We start from the raw sequence: 14,080 nt of genomic DNA, 5'->3' as shown, positions 1-14,080 counted from the left end.
GCCGACGCTGTTGGCCGCAACGAGAGAGGGAGACCTCCGCATGGCCGAGCGGCTGGCTTCTGGTCGCCACCATCTGACCCGTGACGAGGTAGCCGCCAATCAGAAAAGGCGACTCTTGCAGGCGCTCGCCGAGGTGATGGGCAAGAATGGCTACAGCAACACCACGGTCGACGATTTGATAAAGCACGCGAAGGTATCGAGGTCTACCTTTTACCAGCACTTCGATTCCAAACAGGATTGCTTCATGGCCGGCTATGAACGAATGCAGGGCCTGGTCATCGAGTTCATCCTGACCGCACCTGAAGCCGGAACCCCGATGCAGCGTTTCGCCACCATGCTGCACAAGTACCTCGGGTTCGTGGCCTCGGATCCCGCGACCGCTCGGCTCTACCTGCTCGAGGTCTTCGCGGCGGGCCCAGAGGCCATGCGTCGTCGGCTCGCACTTCAGCAGGACTTCGTCGACGGTGTCGCCAGGGTCTTCAACGCGCGCAGCAAGTCTGATCGTTTCGCCTGCCAGGCGCTCGTCCGGAGCATCTCGACGCTGGTCACCCACGGTCTCGCCGCCGGCGACGCAAAGTCCATCCTCGCTCTGGAGAAGCCGATCCTCGGTTTCGCCGCGCGGGCGTTGGGTGCGGATGCGGCCTGATGCCCACCCCTGAGCCCCCGCCGGGTATGCGGGAGCGCAAGAAGATCCAGACCCGTCTCGCTATCCGCCGAGAGGCGTTCCGACTGTTCGACAAGCAGGGGTACGCCAACACCACCGTCGAGCAGATCGCCGCCGCTGCCGAGGTCTCACCGCGGACTCTGTACCGGCACTTCGGCATCAAGGAAGCACTGCTGGTCTCCGACGATCAGTCGACGCCCATCGTCGACGCGTTCGTCGACGCGCCCGGCGATCTGAGCACCGTCGGCGCCTATCGACACGCGGTCGCTGCGGTGTTCGGCGCCTACTCACCGGAGGAACGCGACGATGCCGTCACCGGCCAGCAAATGCTGTACCAGGTACCGGAGGCGCGGGGTCTGATCTACACCACCTACGTCAAGCTGATCGCCCTGATCGAGGAGGCTCTGGCCCGCCGTGGCGGTGTACCGGGCGACGAAACCGAACGACGGGTGATGGCCGGGGCCATCGTCGGCGTGTTGATCGCCTTCTCGCACAACAACCCGATGCCCGAAGAAGCCATCCTGGAAGCACTTTCGGTGCTCGAATCCAAGATGGCGTAGCGCTCAGGCGCGCACCACGGGCCAGAAGAGCTCGAACAACCGCATCTCCCAGTCGTCTGCCACCCGCCCCGTGCGGGCGCGCTCGGCGATGTGCGCACCGACCACCGCGTCGATGAGCGTTGCGGCGTCGACGTCGGGACGCATCGATCCGTCGGCTTTGTCCGCGTTGATCACCGATTCCAGTTGGGCACGCTGAGCCACGAGGATCTGGCGGAAGAGGTCGGTGAACTCCGGATCCTCGGTGGTGAGCATCGCGGCGAAGCCACCGAACCCGATGCCGTCCTCCACCGCCTTGACTGCCTGCGTGATCACCCAGCGGAGCCGATCAGCGGCCGCGGTCTGCGGTGGCAGCGGTTCTGGTGTCGTCACCTCAGACAGCGCCTGCGACAACATGTCCCGCCGGTCTCGGTGCCGCCGGTAGATCGTGGTCTTGGCGATGCCCGACCGTGCTGCGACCGCCTCGACCGTCACCGCGCGCGGGCCTTTTGTTCGCAGGAGTTCCAGGGTCGCTTCACGGATGCCGTCGTCGACGTCACGGCGCTGCGCCATCCGCTCTCCCCTCACCGATGGAATATCCGCGGTCGGTTTCACGCTACACCCACCGTAGCGCTACGCTACGCGTAGCGTATTGTCGAGAGAGAGGGTCAAAAAGTGTTCAACGCAGTACGACGAATGTCGCGCACGTACGTGGCGTACCTCACCCTGTTGGCGGGGTTCGCGGCGCTGGGGATGTTCGTGTACGCCCTGGCGACGGGGAGTCGCTTCACCGGGGCCGCCGGCGCCGTGTTGGTGACGCTGTTCACCGCGGCCGTCGTCGGGTTCCGCGCCGGCGCACGCGAACTCGCAGCGTCGGATGAAAGTGGCAATCCCACCGACGGCGCAAACATCTGGGCGCAACCGCTACGCAGGGTGCAGATCGACCGGTATCTGCTGAATTACCGCCCCGCACAGGGCCATTCTGCCCAGGAGGACGACGAGACCGACACCGACTATCGGTACGCCGCGTGATCCGTTATCCCGTACCGTATTCCAGCGCCGGCTCCGCGGAGTCCACTCGGCCGTTGCTCGAGATCGTCAGCATGTCGGGCTGCACCAGGTACCGCGCGCCATCGGCGGGATTTCTTGCCTCGAACCCACCACGGGAACGTCTGGCATTCTCCAGTTGCAGGTTCGCGCCGTCACGCAGCCGTTCTCCGCGGTAGGAGTAGTCCCCGGACGAGTCCTCGCAGATCACGGCCAGCGAGCTAGCCGTCCTGATCGCGGCGACGGGCGAGGTCCCCTCCTCGCAGCGCGCCGTGTGGCCGATGAAGCCCTGGCCGTCGGTTCCCGAGACGCCGGCGATCGCGGTCGCTTCGGCCGTCGTGGTCGCCTCGGGCGTGCTGCCCGGATTCGGCGGTGACGGGGCGGCGATCCCGGGCTCGGACCCCCCGCTGTCGGAGCCGGACACCAGAATGGCTGCCAACAGCGCGGCCACCCCGAACAGCAGCACCGTGGCGATCACCAACATCGGAGCGACATGCGACCGGCGGGGCCGCGGTGCGGGAGGCGGCGGCCGCAGGGCCTGCCGAACGGGGCCGGACGCAGCCGGGTTCGGATCCGCGGTCGAGAACTGACGGGTGCTCGGCGGCGGACCCGGCCGCGCCGCCGCAACAGGGGCTCGCGCTGCCGACACCGGCGCATGGGCAGCCGCGGCGACCGCCTTGGCGAGTGCGCCGGCCGACGGGTACCGCTCCGCGGGGTTCTTGGCCATGCCGCGTGCGATCACGTCGTCGAACGCGGGGTTGATGCCGGGCCGCACCGCGCTCGGCCGTGGCGGCGCGGAGAACAGGTGTGCGGCCATCACCTCCCGCAGGTCACCGGATTGGAACGGCGACCGGCCGGTGAGGCATTCGAACACCATGCACGTCAGCGAGTACACGTCCGACGGCGGGCCGCCGCGTACGCCGTTGAGCCGCTCGGGAGCCATGTACGCGCAGGATCCGATGACCAGCCCGGTGCTGGTGACGTTCGCCTCACCGCCGCCCTGAGCGATGCCGAAGTCGACCAGGTAGACAAAATCGTCGGGGGTCAGCAGCACGTTCTCCGGCTTGATGTCGCGATGTACGAGGCCGCTGGCATGGGCGGCGTCCACCGCGGTCGCGACCTGACCGATCAGCGACACCGTGCGCGCCGCCGGCAGCGCACCGGCGACACGCAACTCGTCCTTGAGGCTGGCGCCCTCGACCAGGCGCATGTCGATGTAGAGCACGCCGTCGATCTCGCCGAAGTCGTGCACCGGGATCACGTGGGGGTCCTGCAGTCTCGCGGCGATGCGTGACTCACGCCGGAAGCGCTGCTGGAAGCTCGGGTCGGCGGCCATGTCGGCCCGCAGCAGCTTGATGGCCACGACCCGCTCGCGGACGGTGTCGTAGGCGCGGTAGACCTCGCCCATCCCGCCGACGCCGATCAGCGACTGCAGTTCATAGGGACCAAAGCGGGTGCCCAGACGAGCGACGCCGTTCGGGTTCATCTACGTTGCTCCTCCTCTCGCGACACGCGCAGCGGGTCTCCACGGCCCGATCAGGGTTCCCGCGGGACGTGACTGCTAACCCGTGGCGCGCTCAGCGCTGAACGACACCGTCACCTCGTCGGTGACTTTCATCGCACCCATCATCAACGAGTACGGCTTCAGACCGAAGTCGGAGTGCCTGACCTGGCCTTCGCACGACATCCGCGAGGTGTCGCCGAGATCCTCCACCTGCAGGTCCACGACGTGCGGGCGCGTGGTGCCGTGGATTTCCAGCGTGCCGGTGAGGCGGTAGCCGTCGCCGGCGCGTGTGATGTCGGCGGCGTGAAAGCGGATCTGCGGATACCGGCCGGCGTCGAACACCTTCAGCGCGTTCGATCGCGCCAGCGCCTTCTCCGGGCTCGTCAGGCCCTTGACACCGCCGTCGCCGCGCAGCACCTGCAGAGAGCCGACGTCGGCGACGAACTCGACCTCGGACGGTGCGTCGTCGACCCATTGCACGGTCGCCTCCCAGGTCAGCGACAGCGTCAACCGGTGACCCATCTTCGCCGCCGGGCCCGCGACTCCGGTCGTCACCAGCAACTGACCGTCCGCGGAATCCAGTCTCCACACCGTGGTCGCCATCAGCCGAATGTAGCGCTATCGACCGGGCGCTCCGGTGTGGCGAACCTTACGATTCGGCGACCAGACGCGCCGGACTTTGACGGGTCGCGCATCCCCCGTAAATATGGAGGAAATTCGACAAGACGGAGGTCAGCGGACCAGATGCTCGATATCAGCCCGTGGGTATGGGGTGCGACGATCGGCGTGATCATCGCCCTGCTCGCCCTGGACCTCACCCTGGCGGCCATCCGGCCCCACCGCGTCGGGTTCAAGGAAGCCACCGCATGGTCGGTGTTCTACATCATGGTCGCCGTGTTGTTCGGCGTGTGGTTCACCGCGACCTACGGCGGCACCTTAGGCACCGAGTACTTCGCCGGCTACATCGTCGAGAAGAGCCTGTCGGTCGACAACCTCTTCGTGTTCGTGATCATCATGGCGACGTTCGCGGTGCCCGAAGAGCATCAGCACAAGGTCCTGACGTTCGGCATCATCCTGGCCCTGATCATGCGCGCGATCTTCATCGTGCTGGGAGCGACGTTGCTGTCGCTGTTCTCGTTCATGTTCCTGGTGTTCGGCCTGCTGCTGATCTTCACCGCGATCCAGCTGTTCCGGCATCGCGACGAGGACCCCGACATCGAGAACAACATCATGGTCCGCGCCACGCGCCGCTTCCTGCCCGTCACCGAGGACTACCACGGCGGCAAGCTGGTCACCCGCATCGACGGACGCCGGATGTTCACGCCGCTGGTAGCGGTGCTGATCGCGATCGGCAGCGTGGATCTGCTGTTCGCGCTGGACTCCATCCCCGCCGTCTTCGGCATCACCGCCGAGCCCTACATCGTGTTCACCGCGAACGCCTTTGCGCTGCTGGGCCTGCGGGCACTGTTCTTCCTCGTCAAGGGCCTGCTGGACCGGCTGGTGTACCTGTCGACCGGGTTGTCGATCATCCTGGCGTTCATCGGCGTCAAGCTCGTGCTGCACTGGGGCCACGTCGACGTCAATCCGCAGATCCCCGAGATCGACACCTACGTCAGCCTGGTGGTGATCGTGGTGATCCTCGCGGTCGTCACCGTCGCCAGCCTGCTCAAGACGCGCCGCGACCCGACGGCCAAGGCGCATCCGGGTTCACTGCGCGGTCACCGGGAGGACAACAGCCCGCACTGAGACACCGCGCCGTGCCTTGAGACTGCGACGCTGCGCGCTGAGACTGCAGCCAGGGCGGAGAAAATCGAGTGAGGCCCGCCCTCAGCGCAGTCTCAACGTGGGTGGCGTGGCGCCCCCCAGCGCGTGCAGCACTGTGTCGACCACCCGGTCGAGATACTCCGGCGTGGTGTCCTGACGGCGGCCGCAGATCCGCCAGAAGACGGGTGCGGCCACCAGGTCGAGCGCGTACTCGACGTCGAGGTCCGCGCTCAGCTCCCCGCGCTTCACCGCTTCCCGCATCATCGCGTGCCCGTACTCACGACGGGTCACACCCACCTGCTCGGTGAGCGCGTCGGCGAGGCTGGTGTTGCGCTTGGCCTCGGCCAGCAGATCCGGCAGGATCCGCGCCATCCGAGGGTTGCTCAGCCAATCGTCCACGCTCTGAACAAGGTTGACGACGTCGGTGACCAGGTCCCCCGAGCTGCCGCCCACCACCGCCGGGAGGCTGATCCGCGTCACCGCATCGAGCACCATGTCCTGCTTGGAGGGCCACCGCCGATACAGTGCGGCCTTTCCCGCTCGGGCGCGCCGGGCTACTCCGTCCATCGAGAGCTTGCCGTAGCCGACGTCGGCGAGTTCGTCGAGCACCGCTTCGATGATCCCGTCGGTGACATCGGCCTTCAGTGCGGTCCGGCCGCCGGCGGTCACCTCAGACATTGCGCACCCTGACAAGCGGGCCACTGGACGTCAGCATCATGTCGACATACTATCGCGATACGGAACCGTTCCGTCTCGCAACACTCCCAACGACCGAAAGGGAAGCAATGTCCACCGACAACGAACGTCGCGACCACGCTGACCGAGTGATCGATGACCTGCTCGACAGCTTGCGACGCAGAGACATGCGGGCCTTCGCCGACCAATGGGCACCCGACGGCGTGATGGAGTTCCCGTTCGCCCCACCCGGCTACCCCGTGCTGCGGAGCCGCGACGAGGTCTGGGAGTACGTGAAGGACTACAACGCCAGCATCCGACTCGACGAGATCACCGAGCATCGACGTCTGCACACACTCGACCCCGGCACCGTGATCCTGGAGTTCACCGCCGACGGCGCCGCACTGCGGACCGGCACCGACTATCACATGGACTACATCGCGGTGATCACCATCGGCCCCGACGGCATCGAACACTATCGGGACTACTGGAATTCGCTGGCCGCCGCCATCGCGATGGGCGGGGCCGAGAGCCTGATGGCAGGTTTCACGCAGGATCAGAATGCCTGACGACGGTTGGATTCTCGTCACCGGCGCGACGGGCAACACCGGCAGCCAGGTGGTGGCTCGGCTGCGCAGCCGAGGCCATCCGGTGCGGGCGGCGAGCCGGCGGCCCGACACCGGCGACGGCGATGCCGTGCGCTTCGACTGGGCCGACGACACCACCTTCGCCTCGGCGCTGGCGGATGTGCGCGCCGTTTATCTCGTCGCTCCGGTCGGAGTGGCCGATCCGGCCCCTCTGGTTCGGCCGTTTCTCGAGCAGGCCGCCGCGGGCGGCGTGCGCCGTGTAGTGCAGTTGAGTTCGTCGGCGGTAGCACGCGGGGAACCCGCGCTCGGTGAGATCCATGACGTCGTCGCCGGATTGTTCACCGACTTCACGGTGCTGCGCCCGTCGTGGTTCATGCAGAACTTCGTCGGCAATAGTCCACTGGCCGAAGGCATCCGGCAATCCCGCGAGGTCATGACAGCTACTGGTGACGGCCGCCTCGGATTCATCGACGCCGCCGATATCGCCGCGGTCGCCGTGCAGGCGCTGGTGTCGGTCGAGTCCGTCGGCGACGACCTGGTGCTCACCGGACCCGAGGCACTGTCCTATCCGCAGGCTGCGGCCATCGTGTCGGAGGTGCTCGGCGAGCCGGTCGGACATGTCGACATCACCACCGATGCGCTGGCGAACCGCCTTGTCGCAGCGGGTCTTTCGGCTGATTTCGCGGCGGGACTCGCCGCCCTCGATGAGCGGATCCGCGCCGGCGAACAGGACTTCGTCACCTCCACGGTGTTCGACGTCACCGGTCGCGCACCGACGTCACTGCGCGACTTCCTGACCCACGCGCTGACGCCCGTCGCCGCCCGATGACGGCGCAGGCTCAGGCGGCGTCGACCTTCGAGGCGATCTTCTCGGCGAGCTGAACGGCTTCGTCGCCGGGCGGCGTACGGCAGCCCATCACGTCGATGAGGACGTTCGCTTCGCGGCGCAGCGTGTGCTGACACCCGTATCCCGCCGCACCGATCTGCTGCGATTGCTGGGTGATCTGCGCATCGCTGCGCTCGATGTCCTTGTAGGACCACTGCTGTGTCGGCGCGCCACTGAACGTCACCGTGATGATGTCCCCGGCGCAGGCTGACCACTGGTTGGCGGCCGCGTCCAGGAACGCCTGCGCTTCGGTGCCGGACGGGAAGGCCACCACGCCCTGACCGACCCAGACGGAGTCGTAACCGTCGGCCTTCAACCCTTGAAAGGCCACCGCCGTGTAGCCGCTGTTCTGATAGGCGTCTCCCATCGTGACGTACGAGGCGCCGAGGCACTCGGGCCGCGACAATTCGCCTGTGGTGAGATCCATTTGGGCGACAATGGGATTGGGCTCGATGCTGTCGAGCCCGACCGTCGATGCAACTTCCTCGGGTGTGAGCAGCATCGACCGGGGACTCGCCGACACGGTTGTGTCGTCCGAGGGCGAGTCCGACGGCGCGGCCGCTTCGCTGTCGGAGGATCCGCCGCCCGAGGTCGCCACGATGATCACCACCACCACCGCGATGATCGCCGCGACGGCCACGCCGGCGCCGATGAACAGCCCCTTCTTCGATGTGGGCTGCGGCGGGGCCGGCGGGCGCTGCATCGGCGGCGGCGGGTAGTGGGGCGCCGCCGGTCGCGGAGCCATCGCCGCCAGCAGCGAGTCGACCTCGGTGCGGGTGCGGTAGGTGACGTCGGACCGGTCGCGCAGCCTCTGCAGCAGCGACAGGATGTCCTGGCGCGCCGACGGGTCGTCACCGTCGTCCTCGATGCCGGCCCGCAACTCGGCGACGACGACGGTCTGCTGTTGCGGTGTCAGAGCCGGGCCGGCGATCAGACCGCCCAGCCGCATCAGGTACGCGAACGGCATGGGCGGCTCGTCCGGCAGCGGATCGGGCAGCGGCGCCGACTGGCGACGGGCCGCGTTCAGCGAGGCAACCAACTCGATGCCGGTGTCGATGGTGGGGTTCTGGAAGTCGATGACCTGGGTCGCCGCCAGCGGATTGGTACGCATGCTGTCTATGTGGCCCACCTGGACGGGCACGATCGGCTTTCCGAGCGCCTGGGCGTACTGCAGCTCGAGTTGGCACGCTTTGGACTGGGCCATGTTCTGGGACAAAGCCACGAGGAAGACGTCACAGACCCGAATCCGGTCGAGGATCATCCGCCACCAGGCGTCGCCGCCGCCGAGTTCGCTGTCGTACCAGATCTCCTCGCGCGCCCGCCGCAGCGTGGCCGCCAGTTGCTCCACCCGGGCGCCGTCATGGCTGGAGTAACTGATGAAGACGGCCATCCATCCACCCCTGCCTGCCCATGTATCGCCTGACGCAGACGTTAGCAAAGGATCGCGGTAAATCCCCCGTTCAGACTGCACCCAGCGCGACGAGATGTGAGTGCGGCCCGCCGCCCGCGCAGTCTCAACGCGGTGGACGGCCAGGCTCCGCCGCTACATTGTTCGGGTAACTCGACATCGAGGTGGCCCATGACATCGGCGAGACCACGTGCTGACGCCGTCTCCACGTGGGCGCCGCTGCGCTCGCCGGTGTTCCGTGCGCTGTGGATCGCGCAGTTCGTCTCCAACCTGGGCACCTGGATGCAGATGGTGGGTGCGCAGTGGATGCTCGTCGGCGACCCCCGCGCCGCGGTGCTGGTGCCACTGGTGCAGACCGCGGCCACGCTGCCGGTGATGCTGCTGGCGCTGCCCTCCGGCGTTCTCGCCGATCTGATCGACCGGCGTCGACTGCTCATCGCGACCCAGGGAGCGATGGCCGCGACGGTGGGCGCGCTGGCGACGCTGACCGGCGCCGGCCTGACCACCCCCACCGTGCTGCTGCTGTTGCTGTTCATCATCGGCTGCGGGCAGGCGCTCACCGCGCCGGCGTGGCAGGCCATCCAGCCTGATCTTGTTCCGGCCGAGCAGATTCCGGCGGCTGCGGCACTGGGCAGCATGAGCATGAACGGTGCGCGGGCGATCGGCCCCGCGATCGCCGGTGTGCTGGTGTCGCTGGCCGGGCCGACGCTGGTGTTTGCACTCAACGCCGTGTCCTTCGCCGGGATCGTCCTCGTGCTGGTCATGTGGCGCCGGCCCACCGTCGAGCAGTCCTACCCGTCGGAGCGGGCGCTGGCGGCACTCAGTGCCGGCGGCAGGTTCATCCGCAGCGCGCCGATCGTGCGGCGCATTCTGCTGCGGACGGCGCTGTTCATCGCGCCGGGCAGCGCGCTGTGGGGTCTGCTGCCGGTGATCGCGGATCGCCAGCTGGGGTTGTCGTCGGCGGGTTACGGTCTGCTGCTCGGGGCGCTCGGTGTGGGCGCGGTTCTCGGGGCGTTCGGGTTGTCCCGGTTGCGGGCGCGGTTCAGTCAGAACACGTTGCTTACGGTCGCGGCCGCCGGATTCGCCGGGGCGACCGCGGTGTTGGCGCTGGTGCCCAACTTCGGTGTGGTGCTGGGCGCCTTGGTGATCGGCGGCGCGGCCTGGCTGTTGTGTCTGTCGACGCTCAATGCGTCGATGCAGTTGAGCTTGCCGGCGTGGGTGCGCGCGCGGGGACTGTCGGTGTACCAGCTGATCTTCATGGGTGGCCAGGCGCTGGGGTCGCTGGTGTGGGGTGTGCTCGCGGGTGCGACGACCAGCGTCACCAGCCTGCTGGTCAGCGCAGGCCTGTTGGTGGTGTGCGCGCTGTCGTCGCTCTGGTGGCCGCTGCACGCGCGGACCGGAGACCTCGACCTGACCCCGTCCACGCACTGGCCGGAACCGACTCTTCTCTTCGAGCCCGAACCGCTCGACGGACCCGTGCTGGTGGTGACGTCCTACCGCGTCGATCCGCAGGACGAGGCCGAGTTCCTGGCCGTCATGGCGGTTCTCGGCCGATCCCGGCAGCGCACCGGTGCCGCCCGGTGGCGGTTGTACCGCAGCGTGGAACGGGAGAACACGTTCGTCGAGACGTTCGTCGTCCGGTCGTGGGGCGAGCATCTGCACCAGCACTACGTCCGGCTCACCGGGCAGGATCTGGTGATCGAGCAGGCAGTGGAGAAGTACGTCGACGGCGCGCCCGTCTCCCATCATCTGATCGCGGTGCGCAACCTGCCGTGAGGTGACGCGCCGGCCGGCCACGGGACGGTCCCGGGCCCTATAGCCGAGATTGCACTGAGGGCCGCGGATTCGGCTCTGCACCGTGCTATCACGACCCTGAGTGCAATCTCGCTCACAGGCTCAGCAACGACGGAGCAGCTCACCCAGTTCGACGTCGAAGCGGTCAGCCAGGTCCCACAGGTCATCCACCAGTTGCGGGCAGGAGATGAGGCCGACGTTCAGCTTGTCCCCCACCGACATCACCGTGATGTTCAGGCCGGCACCGTGGAAGATCGGGCCGAGCGGATACAACGCTGTCACCTCGGCGCCGCAGCTGTACAACGTCGACGCCGGACCCGCCACGTTGGAGATGACGACGTTGAGAATCGGGGTGCTGGCCAGCGGGGTCCGGGACAACAGCCCCAGCATCCAGCCGAACATGCCGCGGGAGATGCTCTGCGCCAGGTCCACCAGCAGCGTCGGCCCCAGCGATCCGCTGTGTTCCTTTGCGTGCAGGTCTGATTCGGCGATCGCGCGCAGCCGCTGCGCCGGGTCGTCGATATCAGTGTGCAGGTTGCAGAACATCCCCGACAGCTGGTTGCGGCCCGGGCGGTCTGAACTGTCGTGCACCGAGGCCGGCACCACAGCGATCAGCGGCTTGTCCGGAAGCTCCTCGCGGTCGGCCAGGAAACCGCGCAGTGCGCCCGCGCACAGCGCCATCACCACGTCGTTGACTTTGACCTCGCACAGGTTCTTCACCTTCTTGACGTCCGCCAGGTCCAACTGAACCAGCGCGATGCAGCGCTCCGACGTCAGTTCCGCGTTGAACCGGGTCGCTGGCGCGGAGAACGGCGCCGCCATGGCCGTGCCGTTGACCGCACGGTTAAAAGTCTTGACCACCATCGCCGCGGTCTCGGGGATCACCTTGGTCAACTCCCACGGCCGGGTCGCGAATCGCACCAACCCGTCCGCCGCGATCGCCAGCGGCGACGGGTCGCCGACCCCGTCGACCGGTTCGGGGCGCGGGGCGTCGATCTCGAGATCACACAGCGTGTTGAGCAGGTTGGCTGCCGATACCCCGTCGACCGCGGCGTGGTGCACCTTGAGCATCAGCGCCAACCGGCCGCCGTCGTCGTCCGGAGTGGTGCCGTCGACACCCTCGATCACCCACATCTCCCACAGCGGCTTGCTGCGGTCCAGCGGCTGCGACGCGATGTGCCCGCAGATATCGGCCAGCTCGACGCGGCCACCGGGCGACGGTAGAGCGATGCGTTTCAGGTGCCGGGTCAGGTCGAAGTTGTGGTCCTCCACCCACACCGGATGGTCCAGGTTCAGCTGGCTGTCACCGAGCTTCGCCCGCAGCTCGGGCAGCGCCTGCATCCGCGACCCCAGGTCCTCGCTGAACCGTTCGAAGCTGTAGCCGCCGGGCACCGTCGCGGTGTCCAACTCGACGACCGAGCACACATGGAGCAGCACCCGCGACGATTCGCTGTACAGGAGCCCTGCATCGAGACCGCTCAGCCGTTCCACCCGGCCCAGGTACCCCCGCGGGCCGATAAGCCAAACCCGAGCCCCCTTCGTCGAGGCTGCGCCAGCCCCCTCGTTGAGGCTGCGCTCAGGGCGCCGTTTCGGGCAGAAAGTCCGCCGTCAGCGCAGTCTCAACGGGGCTTGTCGAAGGTGACGACCTTGCCGCGGTTGATCGACACCCAGTCCCTGGCCTCGATGTACGGGCGGAAGGTCTCCGCGATCGCCTGCTGGTCGGCGGCAGTCTTTGGCCGCTGCAACTCGTACAGATGCGGGAACTCCGTCCACGCGACCACGGCGTCCCACAGTCGCACCGCCGCGTCACCCGCCGGCGGGTCGATGAGCACCGGCCCGAACAGGCACTGCCCGTCGGGGAAGAACAGCGTGGGCACCCCGTAGCCGTCCGCGTCGACGACGCGCTGATGGTCGGCCATCACCTCGTCGCCGGTGGTCGGGTCGGCGATCGCCTGGTCGACCAACCCCGGATCGAAGCCGAGTTCCTCCAGAAGGTGCTGCGCGACGGCCTTTTCGTGCGGCTTGTGCCCCTCGACGTGCAGTGCCCGCGCTGCCCGTTCGTACCAGGCGTCGACGTCGGCCATCGACTGGCGACGCAGCAGCGCGCCGATGCGCATCATCGACCAGCCGTAGGACCACTCCCGCTCCCACGGGTGCTTCTTGCCCTCCAGGCGGTTGATCTCCTCGAGGCTGAAGAACCGCCAGTTCACCTCCAGGCCGGTCAGATCGCGCACCTCGCGGATCCACCGCGACGTCTGGTATGCGTACGGGCACATGATGTCGAAGTGGAAGTCAACGGAAACAGGGTGATTCGTCACATCGTGAACCGCAGGTTGCGGGCGGCGCGGTCACCGAGTTGGTCGTCACCAGTCCAGCTGATCGCGCCGGAGTCGATCTGGGCCTGTGGATCGATGCGCCCACAGGCGAGTTGGATGAGCGTTGTGGAGTCGGTGGTCACCGTGACGTCGGGGTGGTCGAGGTGGTCGACTCTCGCGGCCCGTCCGTTGACGGCGACATGCAGCTGACGGGCGAGGGGTCCGGTGAGGTCGAAGGTGAGGCTCTTGCCGTCGGGCAGGCCGACCTTCTTGCCGACGATGTAGCCGATCGAGTTCTCCACCTCGGCCAGGGCGAGCTCCGCCGCGATTCCGGTGTCGTCGGTGGTGCGGCCGAGTGGGGTCGTGATGTCGCGCTCGTGCACCCAGAAGTCGAACACCCGGATGGCCAGGAACCGGCCGTAGGTTCCGGGGCCGACGGGCATCCACGACGGGCGGTTGGCGTCCTCGTCGGTCAGGGCCGCCAGGTCACGACGCCGGAGGTCGTAGATGCCGCGGACCTTGTCCGGGTAGGGGGTGGTGTCGGCGAGGAAATCCCCGGCCTTCTCGAACGACGGCGGAGTTTTGTCATCGTCGGGCAACCAGCCGGCCATGACGGCTTCGATGCTGGTGACGTGGTCGACGACGTCGCGGACGGTCCAGTCCGGGCAGAGAGACTGCGCCTGCCACTCGTCGTCGCTCAGGTCCGCGCAGAGCGCTTCAATCGCGGCGTAGCAGTGCTCCAGGCCGGCGCGGAGCTCATCCACGCTCCTGGTCTCGGGCTGTCCCACAACGTCTCCTTCGGTCGTTCCCCGCTTATGTTTAGCGTTGAGACTGCAGTGGCGGCGCCGAAATCAGCGAAACATCCGCCATCAGCACAGTCTCAACGTGTCGGTGGTCCTT

The 14,080-nt window shown here is 67.4% G+C and carries 15 protein-coding genes; 7 read left to right on the top strand and 8 right to left on the bottom strand.

From position 1 onward, the window contains the following. The first annotated feature begins 40 nt into the window (after positions 1–40). Both ABDC78_RS05015 and ABDC78_RS05010 read left to right on the top strand, forming a co-directional pair. The gene (locus tag ABDC78_RS05015) at positions 41–646 is read left to right on the top strand and encodes a TetR/AcrR family transcriptional regulator (protein ID WP_178358641.1); all 606 of its coding nucleotides are present in this window, start codon (positions 41–43) and stop codon (positions 644–646) included. After that, positions 646–1,224 carry a TetR/AcrR family transcriptional regulator gene (locus ABDC78_RS05010; RefSeq protein ID WP_178358642.1) on the top strand — a complete coding sequence of 193 codons (579 nt, stop codon included), beginning with the start codon at positions 646–648 and terminating at the stop codon, positions 1,222–1,224. The genes ABDC78_RS05015 and ABDC78_RS05010 overlap by 1 nt, the downstream gene beginning before the upstream one ends. Before the next feature lie 3 nt (positions 1,225–1,227). Here ABDC78_RS05010 and ABDC78_RS05005 read toward each other — a convergent pair whose 3' ends face one another. Beyond that, a complete protein-coding gene (locus ABDC78_RS05005) occupies positions 1,228–1,773 on the bottom strand; it encodes a helix-turn-helix domain-containing protein (RefSeq protein WP_178358643.1) in 546 nt (181 codons plus the stop codon). A gap of 123 nt (positions 1,774–1,896) precedes the next feature. Here ABDC78_RS05005 and ABDC78_RS05000 point away from each other — a divergent pair, with 123 nt between their 5' ends. Then, complete coding sequence (locus tag ABDC78_RS05000) at positions 1,897–2,232, top strand: hypothetical protein (protein ID WP_178358644.1); 336 nt, start codon at positions 1,897–1,899, stop codon at positions 2,230–2,232. A 4-nt stretch (positions 2,233–2,236) separates the two neighbouring features. On the opposite strand, the gene ABDC78_RS04995 is transcribed toward ABDC78_RS05000, so the two are convergent. After that, positions 2,237–3,733, bottom strand: a complete 1,497-nt coding sequence (locus ABDC78_RS04995) for a serine/threonine-protein kinase (protein ID WP_178358645.1) — start codon at positions 3,731–3,733, stop codon at positions 2,237–2,239. 75 nt (positions 3,734–3,808) lie between these two features. Then, positions 3,809–4,354, bottom strand: a complete 546-nt coding sequence (locus tag ABDC78_RS04990; RefSeq protein ID WP_178358646.1) for a YceI family protein — start codon at positions 4,352–4,354, stop codon at positions 3,809–3,811. A gap of 141 nt (positions 4,355–4,495) precedes the next feature. On the opposite strand from ABDC78_RS04990, the gene ABDC78_RS04985 reads away from it, so the two are divergent. Beyond that, positions 4,496–5,497 (top strand): TerC/Alx family metal homeostasis membrane protein, encoded by a 1,002-nt coding sequence (locus ABDC78_RS04985; RefSeq protein WP_178358647.1) that lies wholly within the window; start codon positions 4,496–4,498, stop codon positions 5,495–5,497. A gap of 81 nt (positions 5,498–5,578) precedes the next feature. On the opposite strand, the gene ABDC78_RS04980 is transcribed toward ABDC78_RS04985, so the two are convergent. After that, positions 5,579–6,193, bottom strand: a complete 615-nt coding sequence (locus ABDC78_RS04980) for a TetR-like C-terminal domain-containing protein (protein ID WP_178358648.1) — start codon at positions 6,191–6,193, stop codon at positions 5,579–5,581. A 107-nt stretch (positions 6,194–6,300) separates the two neighbouring features. Here ABDC78_RS04980 and ABDC78_RS04975 point away from each other — a divergent pair, with 107 nt between their 5' ends. Continuing rightward, on the top strand, positions 6,301–6,759 hold the full coding sequence (locus tag ABDC78_RS04975; RefSeq protein ID WP_178358649.1) for a nuclear transport factor 2 family protein: 459 nt from the start codon (positions 6,301–6,303) through the stop codon (positions 6,757–6,759). Continuing rightward, positions 6,752–7,606 (top strand): NAD(P)H-binding protein, encoded by an 855-nt coding sequence (locus ABDC78_RS04970; protein WP_178358650.1) that lies wholly within the window; start codon positions 6,752–6,754, stop codon positions 7,604–7,606. The genes ABDC78_RS04975 and ABDC78_RS04970 overlap by 8 nt, the downstream gene beginning before the upstream one ends. A 10-nt stretch (positions 7,607–7,616) precedes the next feature. Here the strand turns inward: ABDC78_RS04970 and ABDC78_RS04965 are convergent, their stop codons facing one another. Then, on the bottom strand, positions 7,617–9,053 hold the full coding sequence (locus ABDC78_RS04965) for a sensor domain-containing protein (protein ID WP_178358651.1): 1,437 nt from the start codon (positions 9,051–9,053) through the stop codon (positions 7,617–7,619). Positions 9,054–9,242: 189 nt separating this feature from the next. Here ABDC78_RS04965 and ABDC78_RS04960 point away from each other — a divergent pair, with 189 nt between their 5' ends. Further along, positions 9,243–10,847 carry an MFS transporter gene (locus tag ABDC78_RS04960; RefSeq protein WP_178358652.1) on the top strand — a complete coding sequence of 535 codons (1,605 nt, stop codon included), beginning with the start codon at positions 9,243–9,245 and terminating at the stop codon, positions 10,845–10,847. Positions 10,848–10,967: 120 nt separating this feature from the next. Here the strand turns inward: ABDC78_RS04960 and ABDC78_RS04955 are convergent, their stop codons facing one another. The 3 genes from ABDC78_RS04955 to ABDC78_RS04945 all read right to left on the bottom strand — a co-directional run bounded on the left by ABDC78_RS04955 (position 10,968) and on the right by ABDC78_RS04945 (position 13,968). Beyond that, positions 10,968–12,356, bottom strand: coding sequence for a wax ester/triacylglycerol synthase family O-acyltransferase (locus tag ABDC78_RS04955; RefSeq protein WP_178358653.1), 1,389 nt, complete (start codon positions 12,354–12,356; stop codon positions 10,968–10,970). A 128-nt stretch (positions 12,357–12,484) separates the two neighbouring features. Continuing rightward, positions 12,485–13,183 (bottom strand): DsbA family protein, encoded by a 699-nt coding sequence (locus ABDC78_RS04950; RefSeq protein WP_178358654.1) that lies wholly within the window; start codon positions 13,181–13,183, stop codon positions 12,485–12,487. Then, the gene (locus tag ABDC78_RS04945) at positions 13,180–13,968 is read right to left on the bottom strand and encodes a maleylpyruvate isomerase family mycothiol-dependent enzyme (RefSeq protein ID WP_178358655.1); all 789 of its coding nucleotides are present in this window, start codon (positions 13,966–13,968) and stop codon (positions 13,180–13,182) included. The genes ABDC78_RS04950 and ABDC78_RS04945 overlap by 4 nt, the downstream gene beginning before the upstream one ends. Between the last annotated feature and the right edge of the window lie 112 nt (positions 13,969–14,080).

Origin of the sequence: Mycobacterium sp. DL, from assembly GCF_039729195.1 — a bacterium.
Classification (GTDB): domain Bacteria; phylum Actinomycetota; class Actinomycetes; order Mycobacteriales; family Mycobacteriaceae; genus Mycobacterium; species Mycobacterium hippocampi_A.
The sequence above is the reverse complement of the archived record's forward strand: the minus strand, read 5'-3'. Positions and strand labels throughout refer to the sequence as shown.

Coding starts and splice junctions, on each gene's coding strand:
- ABDC78_RS05005 (WP_178358643.1), bottom strand. CDS start 1,773: ATGGCGCAGCGCCGTGACGTCGACGACGGCATCCGTGAAGCGACCCTG.
- ABDC78_RS04990 (WP_178358646.1), bottom strand. CDS start 4,354: ATGGCGACCACGGTGTGGAGACTGGATTCCGCGGACGGTCAGTTGCTG.
- ABDC78_RS04985 (WP_178358647.1), top strand. CDS start 4,496: ATGCTCGATATCAGCCCGTGGGTATGGGGTGCGACGATCGGCGTGATC.
- ABDC78_RS04995 (WP_178358645.1), bottom strand. CDS start 3,733: ATGAACCCGAACGGCGTCGCTCGTCTGGGCACCCGCTTTGGTCCCTAT.
- ABDC78_RS05000 (WP_178358644.1), top strand. CDS start 1,897: ATGTCGCGCACGTACGTGGCGTACCTCACCCTGTTGGCGGGGTTCGCG.
- ABDC78_RS04960 (WP_178358652.1), top strand. CDS start 9,243: ATGACATCGGCGAGACCACGTGCTGACGCCGTCTCCACGTGGGCGCCG.
- ABDC78_RS04975 (WP_178358649.1), top strand. CDS start 6,301: ATGTCCACCGACAACGAACGTCGCGACCACGCTGACCGAGTGATCGAT.
- ABDC78_RS04965 (WP_178358651.1), bottom strand. CDS start 9,053: ATGGCCGTCTTCATCAGTTACTCCAGCCATGACGGCGCCCGGGTGGAG.
- ABDC78_RS04970 (WP_178358650.1), top strand. CDS start 6,752: ATGCCTGACGACGGTTGGATTCTCGTCACCGGCGCGACGGGCAACACC.
- ABDC78_RS05010 (WP_178358642.1), top strand. CDS start 646: ATGCCCACCCCTGAGCCCCCGCCGGGTATGCGGGAGCGCAAGAAGATC.
- ABDC78_RS05015 (WP_178358641.1), top strand. CDS start 41: ATGGCCGAGCGGCTGGCTTCTGGTCGCCACCATCTGACCCGTGACGAG.
- ABDC78_RS04980 (WP_178358648.1), bottom strand. CDS start 6,193: ATGTCTGAGGTGACCGCCGGCGGCCGGACCGCACTGAAGGCCGATGTC.